Below are 22312 nucleotides of genomic sequence, written 5' to 3'. Positions count from 1 at the left end.
GCATTGTTTAGCGCTTAGCTTAGATGAGTCAAAGTCGTGGGCGATAATAGACATCGTAATTACAAGGTAGGGAGATAAAGCGATAAGTGATGCTGCGAATAATAACCAATAAAAAAGCAGCACCGAAGTGCTGCTTTCAAAAACATATTTACTGTTTCAAAATTATCAGTTAGCTGATAATTAGAATTGGTAAACTAGACCTAAACCAACTACGTTGTCTGTCATCAGACCGTAAGTTTTAGAGAAGTCATTGTCTTTCAGCAGGTTGATTTTGTAATCAACAACTGCAGACATGTTTTTGTTGAAGTAGTAGTAAGAACCTACAGAGATGTATTTAACGATGTCGCCGTTACCGCCTGCGATATCTTTACCTTTTGATTGGTTATAACCTAAAGATGGTTTCAAACCGAAATCGAACAGGTACTGTGCTACTAACTCAACGTTTTCAGTTTTGTTAGCAATAGTATCATTTTTACCGAAGTGGGTAGTATTCAGTGCTTGACCATACATAGCAGCTAAGTAAACATTGTTAGCGTCGAATTTACCACCAACGTTCCATGCTTGAGCTTTATCGCCACCAGCAGCTGTTGTATTTTTCTGTGCAGGAGTACGTGAAGAGTTAGAATAACCACCACCCAGAGTCACGCCCCAACCTAAGTCATAAGCGGTAGATAGACCGTAGCCGTCACCGTTATTTTCGTAAGCTGTTTTAGCACTAGATTTGTTGTTGTCGCCATTTTTGCCTTGGTATTGCAGGGCAAAGCTTAGGCCATCAACATAACCGAATGCATTGTTGTTACGGTAAGTTAATAGGTTACGGTTACGGCTAGTCATGAACGTGTCAGTCTGAGCCATAGTGTCGCCGCCCCATAAAGGCATAACGTCGGTCCATGCGTTCGTGTCATAGATTACGCCGTAGTTACGGCCGTAGTCGATTGAACCGAAATCAGCGAATTTCAAACCAGCGTAAGCTAAACGGTTTTTGTTTTCGTTGTTAGTTTCAGTTTTGTTAGTTTTAGTTTCCCACTCGAAACGACCAAAACCAGTCAGTTGATCAGTGATTTGAGTATCACCTTTCAGACCAACACGAACACGTGAATCATCACCGTCTTGGCTTGATTTAGCATTACCATTGCTGTCTTTTTTATCAGCAGATGCGAAATAGTGACGAACGTCAACTTTACCGTAAACGTCTAATTTGTTGCCGTCTTTGTTATAAACTTCAGCTGCGTTTGCTGCGCCTGCAGACAACAGAGCTGGGATAACTATTGCAAGAATATTGCGCTTCATCATTATTATTACCCTCATTGGTGTTATTTTCGGACACCTGCCACTGCCAAAAATAATTCTCAAATTTATTTGGAACTATTTATGAGAGATTAGTGTCGTCTATGTCGGCGACCAGTGTTCCATTGCTAAATAAATTAATCCACCCTCAAAGTGCTACAAAAACGAAGTTTCTGTAACAAATGGTAATAATATGTTTCAAAATGTAAAAAATAGATCAAATAATAACCACACATCGTACCAGTTTAAAAAATATTACAAAAATAAGTGAACTTTTTCACAAGGCGAATTGAGCTTTTTTTGAGCGACTTAGGGAAACTCGAATGCTGTTTTGTGCTAAAAGAAGTCAGTAATTGGATCGCAAAAGCAGATAATTCTTAGCTATTCCTTATAAGATTGAATAACAGGTCACTTATAAGGCGATAACAGAAAATTTGTGATTGAGTTAACAACTATACAGAATTTATGCTGAGGTATAAAAACAGAATAATAATTAAGACTTCTACAAAAAGTATTGGGCCAACCTGATGATTGACCCAATATTTAGCAAATTAACTAAGTAGAAACAGAAAGTAAAAAATACTTAGCTAATTTGTGACACTAGAATGAAGCATTTCTTGGGGTACGTGGGAATGCAATGACTTCACGTACGTTGCCAACACCTGTGACATACGCCACTAAACGTTCGAAGCCTAAGCCGAATCCTGAATGTGGCACTGTGCCGTAACGACGCAGATCGCGATACCACCAGTAATCTTCTTTATTCATACCCATCTCTTCAAGACGCGCATCTAGCATATCAAGACGTTCTTCACGTTGTGAGCCACCGATGATCTCACCAATACCCGGTGCTAATACGTCCATTGCGGCAACGGTTTTACCGTCTTCGTTGAGGCGCATATAGAAAGCTTTAATATCTTTCGGGTAATTTTTAACCACAACAGGTGCTTTAAAGTGTTGTTCTGCTAAATAACGCTCATGTTCAGATGACATATCAACACCCCAATAAACTGGGTTTTCAAATTTCTGACCACAATTTTCGAGGATTTTTATCGCATCGGTGTAATCCACTTGTGCGAAATCTGAATTAACAAAGCTTTCAAGGCGATTGATTACTTCTTTATCAACACGCTGAGCAAAGAACTCTAAGTCGTCACGGCGTTCATCTAATGCGGCTTTAAACGCATATTTGAGCATTTGCTCCGCAAGGCCTGCAACATCGTCTAGGTTTGCAAAAGCCACTTCAGGTTCCAACATCCAAAATTCAGCCAAGTGACGGCTAGTATTTGAATTTTCAGCACGGAAAGTGGGTCCGAAAGTGTAGATTTTGCTAATAGCAGTAGCATAAGCTTCGCCATTAAGCTGACCTGAAACCGTTAGGAACGCTTCGCGACCAAAAAAGTCTTCGCTAAAATCAACTTCACCTTTGTCATTGCGTGGCAAGTTGTTGTAGTCCAGTGTGGAAACACGGAACATTTCACCGGCACCTTCGGTATCTGATGCGGTGATTAATGGGGTTGATACCCAGAAATAACCTTGCTCATCAAAGAAGCGATGAAGCGCTTGTGCCAATGTATGGCGAACTCGTGCAACCGCACCAATTAAGTTAGTACGTGGGCGCAAGTGAGCCGCTTCGCGTAAAAACTCAACGCTATGGCGTTTTGCTGCCATAGGGTAGGTATCAGGATCATCAATCCAACCGACAACTTTCACGGCTGTCGCGTCAAGTTCAAAGGATTGTCCTTGACCTGGCGATTCCTTAACGGTGCCTGTGACTTCAACTGAGCAACCGGTTGTTAGATGAAGGACTTCGTCATTATAATTTGATAAATTATTATTGATGATAGCCTGTAATGGGTTAAAGCAAGAACCGTCATAAACGGCGAGGAAAGAAAAACCAGCATTTGAATCTCTCCTTGTACGTACCCAGCCTTGAACGGTGACTTCTGAGCCTACCGCCACTCGGCCTTGCAGTACGTCGACTACAGGCGCTACTATCATAAAATTTACTCTCTTTTAATTTAACAATATCTACTTTGACTATCTCAATCCGTCATACTTCAAGCTGTAGATGCGTTGGCTTCGCAAATCGAACCTAGTCACATACTTATGTATGCTCCTAGGTCTCAATTTGTTTGCCGCCTTCCTACAACTCGAATTATTTAGGATATAACTCAAATCGTATTACAATCATTTAATAAATTGAATTGCTAGATATTCCTTATTTAAGGTATAGCAATCAATATATAACGAATAAAATAGTAAAGTAGGGATATATTAACGAAATCCCATATTTCAGGGGCCAAAGCTCTATGTTACTTGCCATTTAGTAGGAAACAAGTAAAAAATCGCTACAAACCTTTCTATTTGAATATAAACGATAGAGATAGGGCTCAAAAGCTATAGTAATAGTAAGCAGGCGAAAGCAAAAGCGCTTTTAAAGCGCCGCATAAGAAAAATGTAAATTCTTATGCGGAGAGGCTAAAAATAGGGGGGAGGACTAGCTGGCTTTTTCCAGTTTAGGTAGGTCAAAAGCTTTTCTGAGTTGGTTGACGAATTCATCGTCTTCACACATCGTTTTGCCTGGACTGTCGGATAATTTCGCGACGGGCTTTCCATTACATTCAACTAATTTAATCACAATATTCAGCGGCACGACATTAGGAATATTGCAGGTCAGTCGTGTGCCAATACCGAAAACTAAATTAATTCGCTGATGGAAGTAGCGATAAAGCTCAAGGGCTTTTTGCAAATCAAGGCTATCAGAAAAGACCAATGTTTTGCTTAGCGGATCTATACCTAACTTTTCATAGTGGGCAATGGCTTTTTTACCCCATTCAATCGGATCACCCGAATCATGGCGTAATCCTTGGTAGCGCTTCGCAAAATTTTCATCAAAGTCGCGTAAAAATGCATCCATAGTGATACAGTCAGTCAATGCAATACCGAGTTGATCAGGATATTCGTTAAGCCAACTTTGTAGCGCTTCGCGCTGACTATTGGATAATTCAGGGCTTATTTGTTGGTGCGCTTGGAACCATTCATGGGCTTGTGTGCCAACGGGTATTAAGTCTAACTCGTGGGCGAGCTTGTAATTACTTGTCCCAACCAAATAAGGGAATTCATTTTTTAGCATAGAAACAATGGCAGATTGCACACTGTAGGAGAAACGTCTACGTGTACCGAAATCCATTAGTTTAAAGTTAGATAGGTCAAGTTGGTTTTCGGATGCTTGGCTATAGAAAATAGTCAGTAATTTTCTTAACTGGTTAACGGCATCTTCATCAGTGACATTTGGATGTCTATCGCGTTGGACTATTTCACTGACTAGCGCAAGAAGGGGTACTTCCCACAGGATCACTTCACGCCATGGACCACTTATACGAATAGCTAATTGCCCGTCATCAGTGACAGAAACCTTAACTTGTTCAGGGTTAAAACGAAATAATTTAAACCAAGTGAGATAGTCTTCTTGGAAAAATGGCAGGCTACGTAAGAAGCTTAATTCTTCATCAGAAAGTGATAGTTTCGCCATCAAGTTAATTTGCTGTTGGATCGCATTTGCGTAGGCACCTAAGCGCTCACTGCTACGGCAACGAAACTCAGCAACCACAGGCACTTGGTTGTAGTGGTGAAAGACCGCCTGCTGCATATGGAGCTTATAAGCATCGGTATCGAGTAGTGATGTAATAATTGGTGTAGCGTCTAAATTCATGGCGCGCAGGCATCCTCACGGAGCTTATCTACTTAGTTATACCCATCATATTCATGTACACGTAAACGTCATTGAGTTGCTCTATTTGACGCTGTCATGTCACTTGAATTATCAAGGGTCTAAATCATTAAAGTTGCAAAAGTATACTCACTTTACCAAAAGATTGAAGTTTTATTCTATCTTGATGTGCCGTGAGGACATTTCAACTTTAATTCACCTGTTTATTTTTTAATGTATTGCTTTCAAATCAATGTTTAATGCTTTCAAATGAATATCTAAAATAGACGAACTAAGCAAATAATTTGAATGCTAATAATTTACTGTGAGTGATACCACAAAAAGGAACTAATCACCGATTGATACTAACAGGTAATGAAATATTTAATAGTGGGATAGCACCAACAAACAAACGATTTGTTAACAAAGTTAGGTACGGTTATAGATAAAGTGACAACATTCTTATATAAAAGCTTAATATCTTTTGATGAAAATGTTTCTCAAATCCGTTCACATTATCAGTTGTTATAGTATTGTATGAAGTAACAAAACAGCACGATACTGAATTAACGCATAATAAGGTTACCTTATGACCCAGTTACGACAAGCAAAATATCGCCATGATTATCAAGCTCCTGATTATACTATCAATGAAATCGCACTCGATTTTAACCTTGACCCAGTAAAGACTGTAGTAACGGCAGTCAGTAAGGTTAAACGTCTTAATCCTCAATCTTCGACGCTTGAGTTACATGGTGAAGATTTATCACTCATTAGCCTTGAAATCGATGGTCAGGCTTGGACTCAATATAAAGAAGAAGACGGAAAATTAATTATTGAGGGCTTACCTGAAACATTTACCTTGCGCATTGTGAATGAAATCAGCCCTGAAAAAAATACCGCATTAGAAGGTTTGTATGTTTCTGGGGAAGCATTGTGTACGCAATGCGAGGCCGAAGGCTTCCGTCATATCACCTACTTTCAAGACAGGCCTGACGTTTTAGCCCGTTACACCACAACTATCACCGCAGATAAAACACGTTACCCTTACTTATTATCAAATGGTAATCGTGTTGCAAAAGGTGAGCTGGAAGATGGCCGTCATTGGGTTAAATGGGAAGATCCATTCCCAAAACCAAGTTATTTATTTGCGGTTGTCGCGGGTGATTTTGATGTTTTAAAAGATGTTTTTATTACCCGTAGTGGTCGCGAAGTCGCCTTAGAGTTGTTTGTTGATAAAGGTAATTTAGACCGTGCGCCTTGGGCAATGCAGTCATTGAAAAATGCCATGAAATGGGATGAAGAGCGTTTTGGCCTTGAATATGATCTTGATATTTATATGATTGTGGCCGTTGATTTCTTCAATATGGGCGCAATGGAAAATAAAGGCCTGAATGTTTTCAACTCTAAATATGTTTTAGCGAAAAGTGAAACGGCGACAGATAAAGATTATCTCGGTATTGAATCGGTCATTGGTCATGAATATTTTCATAACTGGACCGGTAACCGTATCACTTGTCGCGATTGGTTCCAATTAAGTCTAAAAGAAGGTTTGACTGTTTTTCGCGATCAAGAATTTAGTTCAGATTTAGGTTCTCGCTCAGTAAATCGTATCAACAATGTTAAAGTGATGCGTGCGGCTCAATTTGCTGAAGATGCAAGCCCAATGGCACATCCAATTCGCCCTGAAAAAGTTATTGAAATGAATAACTTTTATACTTTGACCGTCTATGAAAAGGGATCTGAAGTTATTCGGATGATCCACACATTACTCGGCGAAGAGATGTTTCAAGCAGGTATGCAGTTATATGTACATCGCCATGATGGTAGCGCCGCGACTTGTGATGATTTTGTTCAAGCGATGGAAGATGCATCAAATGTCGATTTATCACTATTTCGTCGTTGGTATAGCCAATCAGGCACGCCAGTATTAACGGTACGCGATGAATATTTGCCTGAAAAGCAACAATATGTTCTGCATGTGAGCCAAATGACGCCACCAACGGCAGATCAAGCTGAAAAACTTCCTCTGCATATTCCTTTGGATATTGAATTGTATGGACAAGATGGCGCGGTGATCCCATTAAAACGCGAAGGGAATCAGGTAAATTCAGTTTTAAATATTACCCAAGAGTCGCAAACTTTTGTTTTTGATGAAATCACCAGTCAACCAGTACCTTCGTTGCTACGTGAGTTTTCAGCGCCTGTTAAGCTTGACTATCCTTATACTGATGGGCAACTAGCCTTCTTAATGCAACATGCCAGCAATGAATTCTCACGTTGGGATGCGGCTCAGCAGTTAATTAATAACTATGCGAAAATCAACGTTGCAAAATTTCATCAGGGTGAAGCGTTAGTTTTACCTGAGCATGTTATTGATGCGTTTCGAGCTGTGCTGTTGAGTGATTCAATTGATCCTGCTTTGGCTGCATTGATTTTAACGTTGCCATCAGAAAATGAGATTGCGGAACAATTCCCTGTGATTGATCCTGTTGCTATTCATGAAGTTCATAATTTCATTTATGGTCAACTGGCTACCCAATTACATGATGAATTTTTGGCGGTATATGGTTCAATCAAAATTGATGGGTATCGAGTTGATCACCAAGACATTGCTAAGCGTGCATTACGTAATACTTGCTTGCAATATCTTGCTGCGGGTGACGATAAGGAATTGGCCAATAAATTGGTTCAAAACCAATATAAAACTGCGGATAACATGACTGACTCGCTGGCTGCGCTAACCGCAGCTTATGAAGAGAAATTGCCTTGTCATGTTGAATTAATGGCTGATTTTGATGAACGCTGGCACCATGATGGTCTGGTGATGGATAAATGGTTTGCTTTGCAAGGCGCTAATTCTTCTAAAGGTACGCTAGAAAATGTCCGAAAATTATTAAATCATCGTTCATTTAGTATGAGTAATCCAAACCGTATTCGTTCATTAGTCGGGGCTTTCACGGCAGGTAACCCAGTGAATTTTCATGCAGAAGATAGCAGTGGATATCAATTCTTATATGAGATATTAGTTGATTTAAACACGCGTAACCCGCAAGTTGCCTCAAGATTGATTGAGCCGTTAATTCGCTTAAAGCGTTATGATGAAAAGCGTCAAGGTTTGATGCGTAATATCCTTTTGCAATTAAAAGCATTAGACAACCTTTCAGGGGATTTATTTGAGAAGGTGACTAAAGCGTTAGAAAGCTAACAGTATCAAAACTAGGTTTATATATTTCCTAAATGGGATAACGATTAAACTGTCAATTTATGCCCTTAAATTAAATTTTAGGGGCTTTTTATTACCTATTATTCTTATCTTGTTGTTGTCCTCGCATATCTAACGGGGTCTTAAATGGTGATAAATCAATCAAACATCATTTTTATTGATTTTTTCATGGGTAAATAACGTCAAGTTAAGGTAGTCTATAGCGCGTTTTATCGAATGAAAAATAAGCTATGTTATTAGGGGCTCGGCAAACTAAATTGGCGAGTGTATTGGCACGCGCAATATTGTGTCTTTCTTTACGCTTAGACATGTATTCGCATAGATAGAAAATAGGTTATTGAATATGTTATATCACCTTGCCCGCAAGGCATTATTTCAGTTCGACCCTGAAAAAGCTCACGAATTGACTTTTCGTCAGCTCCAACGTTTAACTAATTCCCCTCTAAAATTCCTTTTACGCCAATCTGTTGCGACTAAACCTGTTCAATGCATGGGACTTTCGTTTAAGAATCCCTTAGGGCTTGCTGCGGGTTTAGACAAAGATGGTGATTGTATTGATGCTTTCGGCGCTATGGGTTTTGGTTTTGTTGAGATTGGAACGATTACGCCGAAACCACAGTCAGGTAATGACAAGCCGCGTTTGTTTAGATTAGTCGAAGCGGAAGGTTTGATTAATCGAATGGGATTTAATAATAAAGGCGTTGATAACCTTGTTGAGAATGTCAAAAAATCAAATTATGGCGGAATAATTGGTATTAATATTGGTAAAAATAAAGATACGCCCGTTGAACAAGGTAAAGACGACTATTTAATTTGCATGGATAAAGTTTATGCCCATGCCGGTTATATTGCCGTGAATATTTCTTCTCCAAATACTCCCGGTCTACGCACTTTGCAATATGGCGAAGCTTTAGATGATTTATTAAGTGGTATTAAAGCTAAGCAACTTGAGTTGCAATCTGTGCATCAGAAATATGTTCCAGTTGCTGTTAAAATTGCACCGGATTTAACTGAAGAAGAAATTATTCAGGTTGCTGATAGCTTAGTTCGACATAATATAGATGGTGTTATTGCCACGAATACAACGTTAGACCGTTCATTGGTACAAGGTTTAAATCATTGCAATGAAATGGGGGGATTAAGCGGACGCCCAGTTCAATTAAAAAGTACCCAAGTGATTAAGCTTATTTCCCAAGAATTAAACGGTAAATTGCCAATTATTGGTGTGGGTGGAATTGATTCACTGACAGCCGCTCGGGAAAAAATGGAAGCTGGGGCCTCATTAATACAAATTTATTCTGGCTTTATTTACCATGGACCAAAATTAATAAAAGATATTGTCAATAATATCTAATAAAGTGTAAATTTACATATCAAGGGGGTTTATTTATTCCCCCTTTTAATCTATATTATGAATATTGTTTATTTTTTAACTAGTTTCATCTCCTTTATGCTTTAAGTTATAGGTTATTTACGTCAAATATAGTGCTTTATTATCTAATCTTAACTTGGACATTTAAGGACTCATTATAGATTTTTGGAACAATCATTATTGATGATCGATCCTAAAGTTTATTTACCGATAAATCGCTGAAGGATCGTTTATGAAAATTAAACCTGATGATCATTGGCGTTGGTATTTTGATCATGATCATGACAGGGTGATGCTAGACCTCGCCAACGGAATGATATTCCGGTCATGTTTTCCCGCAAAAATGCTAACGGCTTTTGCTCGAAATGAAATGCCATTTAGTATTGAAGATGCAGGTGAATATTATATATTTGATGAGCAAGCGAAGAGATTAAATATAACTCTCGAAGAAAGAGCGGAGTTAGTATTAAATAGTCTTGTTGCTTTTCGTTTTTTAAAACCACAAATGCCTAAAAGCTGGTATTTTTCAACCTTTCACTATGTTACTGAGCCTGCTCAAGGGCAATTGGTTCAAGTGTGTTTAGAGAATACTAATTGCTATTCAACATTTATCATTGCGGAAGCAGGTATATCGGCGAGTTTATGTTTATTAGCGGAGCCACAGCTTGAATTATCAGATAGGACTTTGCGATTTTGTGATCCAATTAAGATCATGAATGATCGTATGATGCAATATTCAGCTAAGACTAAGCGTATACTATATGGAAATGTCATTTAGTTGATCGTTTATGATCGGTGAATACAGAAAAGTAAAAATAAATAAAATACCATCATATAAATATAACGATTAATTTAACTCTAGTTTATTAACACCATCACTTTATCTAAATTATTTTTCGTGATGGTGTTTGAATAGACAAATCTATTAATACTATTTTAAAGCAAGTTTGACTGCGCTTTTAGGTATGCAGCTACAGGCTAATATATAGCCATTATCTTTAATTGCACTTTGTTTTAATGGTGTTACTTCCCCTTCGATAAGCTTTATTTTACAACAACCACAAAGACCTGCACGGCATGAATATGGAACAGAGATACCATGTGATTCAAGCTGTTCTAAGATAACACTCTGATTATCCCCTTGATATTCAATACCTTCAAAGATTAAACTCAACGTGTTGATTTGTGGTTTATTGGTCGATACCGCGACGGGTGTTTCTCTTTCTTTCTCAACGTATTTTTCTGCTAACTTGGTTTCTAATACGGTGAGTTGATCGCCAACGCGAATGACACCCGTGTTGTGAATAATGACATTTTGACCAAAATCCACATTCCCATTTTCTGCTGTGCGGAATGTTTGTAACGTTGCCAGAGGCTCACTATTCGGATGTTTGATGCCTTTTTCAGGGCTGACGGTGGTTAAAATGCAGCGACTACAAGGCTTGTCTAAAGTGAAAACGATATCGCCTATTTGAATTTTTTTCCAGGTATCTTCTTCGAAAGGTTTGGCGCCAGTAATAATCAAGTTACCGCGAAATTGCTCAAGCTTAATACTTGCAGGGCAACGACGTTGAAGTTCTTGTACTGAAGATTCACTAATTAATAGAAAAGGGTAACCATCTGCAAAGGATAATGGAATATCGGTATGGGTTTTCACTCTGCGAGATAGCTGAGGACTGAGCCAACGTAATTGAACTGGCTCGTCAAAAAAGCTGCTTAACCAAGTATTTATCGCATCCGGCGCAATAAGCGCATGAAAATGATTGCCCCAAACTTCAGTAGGACTCTGATTATCGTTAAAGTCCTGATACAATACGGTAGCGCTTTCGCCATTTGGTGCTCTAAGATAAAGCCCATTATTAAGCATAGCGGGTGTGAACAGTAACATCTGTGGATATTTTCTTGCAGTAATGAATTTACCTTCCAGTGTCGTTACCATAAAGTTACGATCAAAAGTCAGTCCGCTGATATCAGCGAATGCATGAGATAAACGTATCCCTCTCATTGATTTGATTGGGTGTGTATAAATGCGCGAAAGCGTTATCATTTTTTAATCCTTATAATTGTTGCACAGCAACTTTATGACAAGCGCATAAGATTAGCTATAATGCGCAACAATTTTCATTGAAATCGGTAATAAATACTATGAATTCTTTGTTTGCCAGCACAGCTCGAGGCCTGGAAGAACTACTGAAAACGGAATTGGAAGCTCTTGGAGCTAGCCAGTGCAAGATTGCACAAGGGGGTGTCTATTTTCAGGCCGATGAACGAGTGATGTACCAAAGCCTACTTTGGAGTCGGCTGGCATCGCGTATTTTATTGCCTTTAAGTGATTTTGACGTCTATAGCGATATGGATTTGTATCTAGGTGTACAAGCGATTGACTGGACAGAAATTTTCTCAGTTAATGACACTTTTGTGGTGCACTTTACTGGTACGAATGACGAAATTCGTAATAGTCAGTATGGTGCATTGAGAGTCAAAGATGCCATCGTAGACTGCTTTACGCGTAAGTTAGATCAACGACCTGATGTTGCACGTCAGCAAGCTGATATTCGTGTCAATGTGTACCTTAATAAAGAAAGAGTCAGTGTTGCTTTAGATTTAAGTGGCGACTCTTTACATGTTCGTGCTTATCGTGACCTTGCGGGTCAAGCACCATTAAAAGAAACCTTGGGTGCGGCGATTATTAATCGTTCTGGCTGGCAAAATGGGACGCCTTTGGTCGATCCTATGTGTGGCTCAGGTACTTTATTAATTGAAGCTGCAATGATGGCTGCGGATAGAGCGCCAGGTTTATATCGTGAGCATTGGGGTTTTTACGCGTGGTCGAAATATAATGCGGAGCTATGGCGTGAACTAAAAGCGGAAGCACAAGTGCGTTTTCGTCAAGGTCTTAAAGAAACGACTTCACGTTTTTATGGTTATGACATTGATAAACGTGTATTAGATATGGCACGCGCCAATGCCCGCAGAGCAGGGCTACAAGATTTAATTAGCTTTAATCAAGGGGATGCAGCATCTCTTGAAAATCCAGTAAAAACTGAGATAACCGGTACGATTGTTTGTAATCCGCCATACGGTGAACGTTTAGAAAGCGAGCCAGCGCTGGTGGCATTGCACAGTCAATTTGGACGTGTCGTTAAAGCACGTTTTCCTGGATGGCGTTTTTCGGTATTCAGTGGTTCACCTGAGTTACTGAGTTGTTTGCAATTACGTTCAGAGCGCGAATTTAAGGCCAAAAATGGTCCTCTCGATTGCGTGCAGAAAAACTACATATTGGCAGCAGTACCTTCTGAAGGTGTTGGCGAAATTTCTCCTGATTTTGCAAATCGTTTGCGTAAAAATCATAAAAAACTGAGTAAATGGGCGAAGCAGCAAGGTGTTGATTGCTACCGAGTCTATGATGCGGATTTGCCTGAATATAACGTAGCCGTGGATATTTACGGTAGCAAAGTGGTTGTGCAAGAATATGCGCCACCAAAAACCGTTGATGAGCGTAAAGCACGCCAACGTCTGTTTGATGTCATTACAGCCACGATGAATGTTTTGGAATTGACCTCTAATCAGTTGATACTTAAAACGCGTCAACGTCAAAAAGGCAAACAGCAATACGAAAAATTAGCCCAAAAAGATGATTTCTTTTTAGTGCAAGAATACAACGCGAAAATGTTAGTTAACTTAACGGACTACCTTGATACGGGATTATTCCTTGATCATCGTGTCGCGCGTCGTATGTTAGGGCAAATGAGTAAAGGTGCAGATTTTCTAAATCTGTTCTGTTATACAGGCTCTGCAACTGTTCATGCAGGTCTTGGCGGCGCAAAAAGTACCACTTCTGTTGATATGTCGCGTACTTATTTAGAATGGGCAGAGAAAAATCTACAAGCAAATGGTTTATCTGGTCGCCAACATCGTTTAATACAAGCGGATTGTTTAGGCTGGTTAGCGAATAGTGACGAACAATTTGATCTGATCTTCATCGATCCCCCTACGTTCTCAAATTCAAAACGTATGGATGGTACTTTCGACGTACAACGCGATCACATTCAATTAATTACCGATTTAAAACGCCTGCTACGCCGTGGTGGAACTGTCATGTTTTCGAATAATAAACGTGGTTTCAAAATGGATACTGAGGCGCTGGATGAGCTAGGGCTACATGCAGAAGAAATTACTGGCAAAACACGTTCAGAAGATTTCGCCCGTAATCGTCAAATTCATAACTGCTGGCTAATTCGTCACGCAGAGTAAAGGATAAGAATCAATGGCTTTAATTAATTTGTCTGGTGCATACCTTGCTTTTAGTGATGCACCACTACTTGATAACACAGAAATACATATTGAAGATAATGAGCGAGTTTGTTTAGTTGGCCGTAATGGTGCGGGCAAATCAACGTTGATGAGAGTGCTGACTAAAGAGCAACCTCTTGATGATGGTCAGCTAATTTATGAACAAGATCTTATTGTGGCACGTTTGCAACAAGACCCTCCGCGTAACGTTGAAGGGACTATTTATGATTTTGTTGCTGAAGGCGTCGCTGAACAAGCACAATATTTAAAAGATTATCACCACATCTTAAAATTGGTTGAAGAAGACCCGAGTGAGAAAAATTTAAATAAATTATCTGAAGTTCAAGAAATTCTAGATAACCGTAATTTATGGCTACTCGATTCTCGTATTGAGGACGTTCTAAAGAAACTAGGTTTACCGGGAGATGCTGAGCTGTCTTCACTTTCGGGTGGGTGGTTGCGTAAAGCGGCTTTAGGTCGTGCGCTGGTGAGTAATCCTCGCGTATTGTTCCTTGATGAGCCAACGAACCACTTAGATATCGAAACTATTTTATGGTTGGAAAATTTCTTAAAAGATTTCCAAGGTAGTATCGTATTTATTTCCCATGACCGTTCTTTTATTCGTAATATGGCAACTCGTATTATCGATTTAGACCGAGGACAATTAGCGTCATGGCCGGGTGATTATGACAACTACTTGTTGAGTAAAGAAGAAGCTCTGCGCGTAGAAGAAATGCAAAATGCTGAGTTTGATCGCAAGCTAGCACAAGAAGAAACTTGGATCCGCCAAGGGATTAAAGCGAGACGTACGCGTAATGAAGGTCGTGTTCGTGCACTGAAAGCCTTGCGAGTCGAGCGTTCCGAGCGCCGTGAAGTAATGGGAACTGCACGCATGCAAGTTGGCGAAGCTGCCCGTTCAGGCAAAATTGTGTTTGAAATGGAAAACGTGAATTATCAAATTGATAATAAAGTACTCGTCAATGATTTTTCTGCGCAAGTTATGCGTGGAGACAAAATTGCGCTAGTGGGGCCAAATGGATGTGGTAAAACAACTTTGCTACGTTTGATGCTTGGTGATTTACAGGCAGATAGTGGTCGAGTACATTGTGGTACTAAACTTGAAGTTGCCTATTTTGACCAACATCGTGCTGCACTTGACCCAGATAAAACCGTGATGGATAACCTTGCTGAAGGTAAGCAAGAAGTCATGGTTAACGGTAAACCGCGCCATGTTTTAGGTTATTTACAAGACTTTATGTTCCCGCCAAAACGTGCCATGACACCAGTGAGAGCATTGTCCGGTGGTGAGCGTAATCGTTTATTACTTGCCCGTTTATTTTTAAAACCAAGTAATTTATTGATCCTCGATGAGCCAACTAATGACCTTGATGTAGAAACATTAGAGCTACTTGAAGAATTAGTTGATAGTTATCAAGGTACTGTGTTGTTGGTCAGCCATGACCGTGAATTTGTTGATAACAGTGTGACAGAGTGCTGGATTTTTGAAGGCAATGGCGTAATTAAGCGTTTTGCGGGCGGATATTTTGATGCTCAGCAACAAAGAGCACAAACTGTGAGTTTAAAGCCTGAACAAAACAGTAAAGTCGCTGCGCCAGAAAAAAGTGTTAAGCCAAAAGAGCCAACAAAGAAAGTGAATAAGTTAAGCTACAATTTGCTGCGTGAATTAGAGTTACTACCAGCAAAATTAGAGCAACTTGAATCCGAAGTTGAAGCGCTTCAGGCCAAAATTGGCGATGCTGATTTCTTTAATCAACCTCATGATGTTACAGAAAAAACCTTGAGCTCTCTGGCTGAAAAAGAGCAAGAATTAGAGCAAGCGTTTGATCGTTGGCAAGAGCTTGAATTACAGAAAAACGGTTGAGATAACGATTTGAAATAAAGAGGAGAGACAATACCTTGTGTTCTCATGAGTCTCATGAACATGTACTTTGTACACAGTGTGACATGCTGATTGCCGTTCCTGAATTGGAACAGGGCAGTAAAGCGACTTGTCCACGCTGTGATACAACGTTAATTTCAAAGTGGCGATACCCTTACAAGCAACCAGCAGCTTATGCATTTAGCGCACTAGCGATGCTATTTGTTGCTTGTCTATTTCCTTTTGTGAAAATGGGCGCGGCGGGTATTGAAAATGAGATCTCTCTTTTTCAAATCATTGAAATTATCTCGACAACCCGCTATAGCGGTTTAGCTTTGTTTTTCTTGTTTTTTTCACTTGTCATCCCTGCATTTTGTATGGTGACGATTATTCTCTTAGGGTTGCAAGTGCATATCCCTAAGAGACTAAAAGTGTGGATAACACGCATCTTATTTCAGATGAAAACATGGTGCATGGCTGAGATATTTTTAGCGGGTGTATTAGTCAGCTTTGTAAAATTAATTGCTTATGGTGATATTGGTGTCGGGCTGAGTTTTATCCCTTATTGCTTATTTTGCATGTTACAAGTCAGGGCATTTCAGTGCCTTGACCGCCATTGGTTATGGAATCGAATTGAAGCGGCGCCTTTGCTGGATAAAAAATTGAAAGTTGGGCAAACCGGAATTAGCCAAGGTGTCAGGTTATGCCTTGTTTGCACGGCAATTTTACCGGCAGAGCAATCGCAATGTACGCGTTGTTACGCACATGGGGCCGTTCGAAAACATCAAAGTATACAATGGACTTGGGCACTATTATTAACCTCAATTTTGCTTTATATTCCTGCGAATGTATTGCCTGTCATGACAACGAATACCTTAGGTAGTGATTTGCATTCAACCATTATGGATGGTGTGATATTACTGTGGGAAGATGGTTCCTATCCTGTGGCTTTAATTATTTTTATTGCCAGTATTATGGTGCCATCATTGAAAATGATAAGTATTGCGTGGCTATGCCTTGATTCAAAAGGCTATGGCAATAGAGATCCGCATCGTATGCATTTTATTTATGAAATGGTGGAGTATGTTGGTCGTTGGTCAATGATTGACGTATTTGTTATCACTATTTTAGCCGCATTAGTTCAAATGGGGCAGTTAATGAGTATCGTCCCTGCACAGGGTGTGATTTTCTTTGGTGTCGTTGTTATTTTAACGATGTTTGCCGCGATGACGTTTGATCCAAGATTGACATGGGATCGCAGTGAAAAAAGAAATACAGTAAAAACTGTTGAACAAGAAGGAGTCATCGGGTGACAGATCAAGAAACACCACAGGCCAACGCCAAAGTCAGTAAATTAAAAAGCTGGTCACCGGTATGGGTGATCCCTATTGTGACTGTATTATTAGGTGCTTGGATACTATTTTACCACTATAGCCATCAAGGCCCTGAAGTCACGCTGATAACTTATAACGCAGAAGGGATTGAGGCGGGTAAAACGAAAATTAAAAGTCGCAGTGTCGATATTGGTGTTGTGGAAAGCGTTACCCTCGATGACAATTTCAGTCGCGTAATTATTAAAGCGCGGCTAAATAATGACATGAAAGAGCTACTGCGTACAGATTCTGCTTTTTGGATAGTTAAACCAACAATTGGTCGTGATGGCGTGACTGGATTAGGCACGTTGTTATCAGGTGCATATATTGAATTGCAACCAGGACTCGCTGCCAAAGAGCATTTTGAATTTACCTTATTGGATACTCCACCTTTAGCGTCACCAGATGCAAAAGGTATCCGTATCACGTTGATGAGTGATAAGGCAGGGCAACTTAATCCGGGAGACCCGATTCTATTTCGCGGTTACCGTGTTGGTTCTGTCGAAACCAGTAATTTTGATATGAATAATCGTGATATGCGTTATCAATTATTCATCAATGCTCCTTATGACAAGCTAATTAGCTCTAACGTTCGTTTTTGGAAAGATAGCGGAATTGCCTTTGATATGTCATCCCAAGGGGTACATGTTGAAATGGGCTCAATTGCAACGTTATTAACGGGCGGTGTGAGTTTTGATGTGCCAGATGGTTGGGTTCCGGGTAGTAGCGTTAAAGAAAATGCTGAGTTCCAACTATTTGATAGCCAAAGTAGTATTCAGAATTCTTTATATACTCAGTATCAAGATTTCGTGTTGTTTTTCTCTGATTCAGTGCGCGGACTTCAACCGGGTGCACCTGTTGAATTCCGCGGTATTCGCCTAGGTACTGTCGCACAGGTCCCTTTTTATACCGCAGGCCTAGATCAATCATTGGATAATGATTTCCGTATTCCTGTCTTAATCCACATTGAGCCTGAACGTTTCTCAAAAGATGTTGGAGCTAATTTCAATTTAAAAAATGAATTGAAGACAGCAATGAAAGAAGGATTAAGAGGCTCATTAAAATCAGGTAATTTATTGACGGGCGCACTTTATATTGACCTCGATTTCATCCCGAATGCCGGGGAATATAAAGGGCCTACTGTCGTTGCCGGTTATAAAATTATCCCGACTACAAGTGGTGGTTTAGCGCAAATACAGCAAAAAGTGATTGCGGTATTGGATAAAATTAATGATATGCCAATTGAGCCAATGTTGAACCAAACAACACAAACGCTAGCAGAAGGGCAAAAAACAATTAAAGAAGCTAATGTGATGCTATCTGAACTGAATAAAGTGATGGCGAGCAAAGAGTTTCAGAATTTGCCAAATGACTTACAAAAAACGTTGCAAGAAATGAATCGCGCAATGCAAGGCTTCCAACCAGGTTCTCCTGCTTATAATAAGATGGTTGATAATATGCAACGCTTAGATCAGGTGCTAAGAGAAGTTCAGCCATTATTGCGGACATTGAATAATAAAAGTAATGCATTAGTCTTCGAAGCAGAACCGACTAAGGATGTTGAGCCGAAAGGAGTGAAAAAATAATGAGATATTTATTATCCCTATTTGTTTTGATGTTGGCGGCTTGTAGTAGCGTTCCTGAAAAAATGTATTATCAGCTGCCAATGAAATCCTCTAAGGTTCAAAATGTAGAGGTGATGAGTAAAAATCAGGTTTGGTTACAACGTGTTATGTTGTCGGATGTATTAACCTCAAATGGGATAACCTATCAAACCTCAGACGTTAGCTACAGTAATGCGAGTACGCATTTATGGGCGAGTCCACTTGAGCAGCAATTAGGACAATCCATGGTGAGTGAGCTTTCAACAGCCTTACCTGAACAGCTGGTGTCATTACAGGCGCTACAAAATTCACCTGATACGCTAGATATTACTTTAACGGCTTTTAATGGCCGCTATGATGGTATTGTTTTAGTGCAAGGCTTTTGGACCTTTACACAAGGAAAAGAAGTCACTCGTCGTAACTTTGATGTTCAATTAGAACAAAAAGAAGATGGCTACCCTGAGCTAGTACGCACACTTGCACTTGGTTGGCAACAAGTCGCTGATGGTATTGCAAAAGAAGTGATTAAACGTTAGCGATTAAAATTTGTTATTAATAGGTTAGGTTATTGAAGTGCACTCCTGATATTTAAATGGAGTGCATTTTTTTGTTATTTTTTCTATTTTTTATTTTCTTTTATCCCATCAATATATTAGTTTTTTAATTCGTTTTCGTTTACTCATAAATTCACATCTATTGCGTATAATATGATGAAAAATAAAGAACTAATAATTATTTATAATATATTCAATGTATTAGAATAATTAGAGTGTGTAAGTCACATTTATACTATTTATGACATTTATATTAAAATCTTTACTTGATTTTCTACCCTGAGAGCGTTATTCCTATAGGGTACCTATTACGAAAGGTAGGTGCTGTTTTCTTTTCCATTTTTAATGATGAGGGAAGTAAGGCATGAAAAGACAGAAACGTGATCGTTTAGAAAGAGCTTTATCAAGAGGATATCAAGCCGGTATAGTAGGGCGTTCGAAAGAATTATGTCCTTATCAGGCAGTAGATGCTCGTTCACATTGGTTAGGTGGTTGGCGTAAAGCAATGGAGGACAGGGCAGTTGTTACTGTATAAAAGAGAATATACCGTGATTTATTAGATTAGATAACTGAAGTAATTTTATATTTAATCTAAATATAATCTGTTAATTTATTAACCTCCGCATTTGCGGAGGTTTGCATTTTAAGGCTTAGTTGGCAATTAAAATACGCTAGTATCTTTAAATAAACCGACTTTTAGGTCTGAGGCGGTATAAATTACTTTACCGTCAACTAAGACTTCGCCATCAGCCACACCCATAATCAATTTACGGTTAATCACACGTTTGAAATTGATTCGGTAAGTGACTTTTTTAGCCGTTGGTAGAACTTGTCCGGTAAATTTAACTTCACCTACACCAAGTGCTCTACCTTTACCTTCACCGCCGAGCCAACCGAGATAAAAACCAACCAGTTGCCACATAGCATCAAGGCCTAAACAACCTGGCATAACAGGGTCATTAGTAAAGTGGCAGGCAAAGAACCATAGGTCAGGATTGATATCAAGCTCAGCTTCGACATAGCCTTTATTAAATGAACCGCCATCCTCAGTCATTTTGACGATGCGATCCATCATCAACATATTTCCTGATGGCAACGGCGGACCGTTTTCTCCAAATAATTCGCCTCTTCCAGAAGCTTCTAAATCATCTTTTGTATAGGATTCGCGTTTATCAACCATGTTCTTAAGATTGCCTTTATTATGTATAGGTCCATAGAATAGCTTACACTTGTACGCTGAACAACTCCGATCTGATATTTTTTACTCAACCAAGCCATTTCAGAAACCAAGGAAGCCTTGCTTTATCTGGAGTATTGGCTTGATGAATACGTTCCTGAATTAAAGCTAACAGATGTACACTATCATCATCTGCTTGTTGCTCAAAGTAAGGTTGCTTAGTGAGCTGTGTAATCGCTTGTGCGACATGTTCAACTGGCCAAATATGGAATTGGCCTTCTTTTACGGCTTCAATAACGTCATTGTTAGTGCATAAATGACGAACATTTGCCAAAGGAATAATAACACCTTGGTTGCCAGTTAAACCACGTTTAGCACAGATATCGAAAAAACCTTCGATTTTTTCATTTACACCACCAATAGGTTGAACATAACCAAATTGGTCAATTGCACCCGTTACCGCGATTTGCTGATCGATTGGTTGCAGCGATAAAGCACTAATAAATGCGCACACTTCAGCGAGTGAGGCACTATCGCCATCAACTTCACCATAAGATTGCTCAAACACAATGGACGCTGAGAACGGCTGTGGTTGCTCTAATTTCAGCTCATAATTTAAATAGGCTTCCATTATCATCATGCCTTTTGCATGAATATTGCCACCAAGCTCAGCTTTACGTTCGACATCTGTGAATTCGCCATCACCTAAGTGTGCGACACAGGTGATCCGCGAAGGTTCACCGATAGCTTCAGGATGACCAGGGTACTGTAAGACTGATAATCCATTAATTTGACCAATAACTTCCCCTTCGGTTTTAAGAAGGACTTGATCTTGTAAAATATCGTCTAAGGTGCGTTCAGCAATAAAACTGTGACGCCATAGACGGTTTTCTTCTGCTTGAGTTAATGAATCGCGAGTGATTAAGTTATCAATTTTATGGTGTGAGGCATCCATAAGACGGCGTGCTAACCAAGCACTATCTAAAGGCAGATTGAATTTGTCTTCGCAGTAACGTGTTGCTTGAGTAATTAATGTAGGCCAGCCATCAGCGGCAATATCCGGCAACTGATTTAAAATAATGATAGATTTAATGTAACGCATCCATAGCGATAATTGTTCTTCTTCCTCGAAAAACATAACGGGTTCGTATTCACCATAAATAGCACGGCTAAATAACTCAGGATCATTATATTCAATTTCTTCCAGTGCTAACCTATCTCCTACGATGATAATTTTCAGTTCTAGAGGTTGAGGTTCAACGGAAACTGGAAGGGTATGATTTTCAGATAATGGTAGCCATTCTAATTGACGACGATTAACCATATTTTTTAATCGTGTCCACATGAGTGGCTGAACGATTAACGTGTTAGCTGCGATGATCAATACGCCACCATTAATTTGGTGTAGTAGCCCAGGAACAAGTGTCATTGTTGGCGTGATATAGCCAAATAATTGCTCTGGTTCAATCCATGGGCGATAGGCAATGCTCGCTTGTGTCGAGAATCGGCTTTTAATGCCATTTTTCCATTGAAATAATTGCTTATCTTCAGATAGGCAATAGTCACCATCAATGGTTTTTGAATTTATCAGTAATGGTTGAATTGAATCAGCAAAAAGACTGAGGTATTCCTCACTTTCATCTGATTTGATAAACATAAACCGTGTTTGATCCGACTCATTCACAAAGCGCTGCATCCCATCAAATAGTCGTGGTTGAATATCTGATAGCGTTGTTGGCGCGAGTGTTGCCGAAGAGACAAAATCTGTTTGTAGAGACGATAAATCAGGTATTAGGCCTTGCCATGTAAGTTCTTGACTGATCACTATAATTATC

At 39.5% G+C, this 22312-nt stretch carries 15 protein-coding genes; 9 read left to right on the top strand and 6 right to left on the bottom strand.

The genetic code is table 11. From position 1 onward, the window contains the following. Nucleotides 1-180: 180 nt before the first annotated feature. The 3 genes from DD649_RS12345 to pncB form a co-directional block, all read right to left on the bottom strand. A complete protein-coding gene (locus DD649_RS12345) occupies nt 181-1293 on the bottom strand; it encodes a porin (RefSeq protein ID WP_294107311.1) in 1113 nt (370 codons plus the stop codon). A 594-nt stretch (nt 1294-1887) separates the two neighbouring features. Beyond that, a complete protein-coding gene (gene asnS, locus DD649_RS12340; RefSeq protein ID WP_294107310.1) occupies nt 1888-3288 on the bottom strand; it encodes an asparagine--tRNA ligase in 1401 nt (466 codons plus the stop codon). 499 nt (nt 3289-3787) lie between these two features. Continuing rightward, nucleotides 3788-5002, bottom strand: a complete 1215-nt coding sequence (gene pncB / locus DD649_RS12335; RefSeq protein ID WP_294107309.1) for a nicotinate phosphoribosyltransferase — start codon at nt 5000-5002, stop codon at nt 3788-3790. A gap of 586 nt (nt 5003-5588) precedes the next feature. Between pncB and pepN the strand changes: the two genes are divergently transcribed. The 3 genes from pepN (at nt 5589) to DD649_RS12320 (ending at nt 10375) form a co-directional block, all read left to right on the top strand. After that, entirely contained in the window at nt 5589-8207 is a 2619-nt protein-coding gene (gene pepN / locus DD649_RS12330) for an aminopeptidase N (RefSeq protein ID WP_294107308.1), read from the top strand. A gap of 361 nt (nt 8208-8568) precedes the next feature. After that, nucleotides 8569-9579, top strand: coding sequence for a quinone-dependent dihydroorotate dehydrogenase (gene pyrD, locus DD649_RS12325; protein WP_294107307.1), 1011 nt, complete (start codon nt 8569-8571; stop codon nt 9577-9579). 250 nt (nt 9580-9829) lie between these two features. Continuing rightward, a complete protein-coding gene (locus DD649_RS12320) occupies nt 9830-10375 on the top strand; it encodes a cell division protein ZapC (RefSeq protein WP_294107306.1) in 546 nt (181 codons plus the stop codon). A 153-nt stretch (nt 10376-10528) separates the two neighbouring features. On the opposite strand, the gene DD649_RS12315 is transcribed toward DD649_RS12320, so the two are convergent. Beyond that, a complete protein-coding gene (locus tag DD649_RS12315; RefSeq protein ID WP_294107305.1) occupies nt 10529-11644 on the bottom strand; it encodes a YcbX family protein in 1116 nt (371 codons plus the stop codon). 98 nt (nt 11645-11742) lie between these two features. Here DD649_RS12315 and rlmKL point away from each other — a divergent pair, with 98 nt between their 5' ends. The 6 genes from rlmKL (at nt 11743) to rmf (ending at nt 19835) form a co-directional block, all read left to right on the top strand. Then, complete coding sequence (rlmKL, locus tag DD649_RS12310) at nt 11743-13851, top strand: bifunctional 23S rRNA (guanine(2069)-N(7))-methyltransferase RlmK/23S rRNA (guanine(2445)-N(2))-methyltransferase RlmL (protein WP_294107304.1); 2109 nt, start codon at nt 11743-11745, stop codon at nt 13849-13851. Nucleotides 13852-13864: 13 nt separating this feature from the next. Further along, a complete protein-coding gene (locus tag DD649_RS12305) occupies nt 13865-15772 on the top strand; it encodes an ABC transporter ATP-binding protein (RefSeq protein WP_336430810.1) in 1908 nt (635 codons plus the stop codon). A 35-nt stretch (nt 15773-15807) separates the two neighbouring features. Further along, nucleotides 15808-17082 (top strand): membrane integrity-associated transporter subunit PqiA, encoded by a 1275-nt coding sequence (gene pqiA / locus DD649_RS12300; RefSeq protein ID WP_336430809.1) that lies wholly within the window; start codon nt 15808-15810, stop codon nt 17080-17082. After that, nucleotides 17079-18728 (top strand): intermembrane transport protein PqiB, encoded by a 1650-nt coding sequence (gene pqiB / locus DD649_RS12295; protein ID WP_294107301.1) that lies wholly within the window; start codon nt 17079-17081, stop codon nt 18726-18728. The genes pqiA and pqiB overlap by 4 nt, the downstream gene beginning before the upstream one ends. Next, on the top strand, nt 18728-19282 hold the full coding sequence (pqiC, locus tag DD649_RS12290) for a membrane integrity-associated transporter subunit PqiC (RefSeq protein WP_294107300.1): 555 nt from the start codon (nt 18728-18730) through the stop codon (nt 19280-19282). Before pqiB ends, pqiC begins: the two co-directional genes overlap by 1 nt. A 382-nt stretch (nt 19283-19664) precedes the next feature. After that, nucleotides 19665-19835 carry a ribosome modulation factor gene (gene rmf / locus DD649_RS12285; protein WP_294107299.1) on the top strand — a complete coding sequence of 57 codons (171 nt, stop codon included), beginning with the start codon at nt 19665-19667 and terminating at the stop codon, nt 19833-19835. 126 nt (nt 19836-19961) lie between these two features. On the opposite strand, the gene fabA is transcribed toward rmf, so the two are convergent. Both fabA and DD649_RS12275 read right to left on the bottom strand, forming a co-directional pair. Then, entirely contained in the window at nt 19962-20480 is a 519-nt protein-coding gene (gene fabA / locus DD649_RS12280; RefSeq protein WP_294107298.1) for a bifunctional 3-hydroxydecanoyl-ACP dehydratase/trans-2-decenoyl-ACP isomerase, read from the bottom strand. Between the two features lie 85 nt (nt 20481-20565). Beyond that, nucleotides 20566-22302: a Lon protease family protein gene (locus tag DD649_RS12275; protein WP_336430808.1), complete on the bottom strand. Its 1737-nt coding sequence runs from the start codon at nt 22300-22302 to the stop codon at nt 20566-20568. Nucleotides 22303-22312 lie beyond the last annotated feature (10 nt).

Source organism: Providencia sp. (genome assembly GCF_003533305.1).
Lineage (GTDB): Bacteria > Pseudomonadota > Gammaproteobacteria > Enterobacterales > Enterobacteriaceae > Providencia.
Note: the sequence above shows the minus strand (reverse complement) of the source record. Positions and strands in the feature narration are given on the sequence as shown.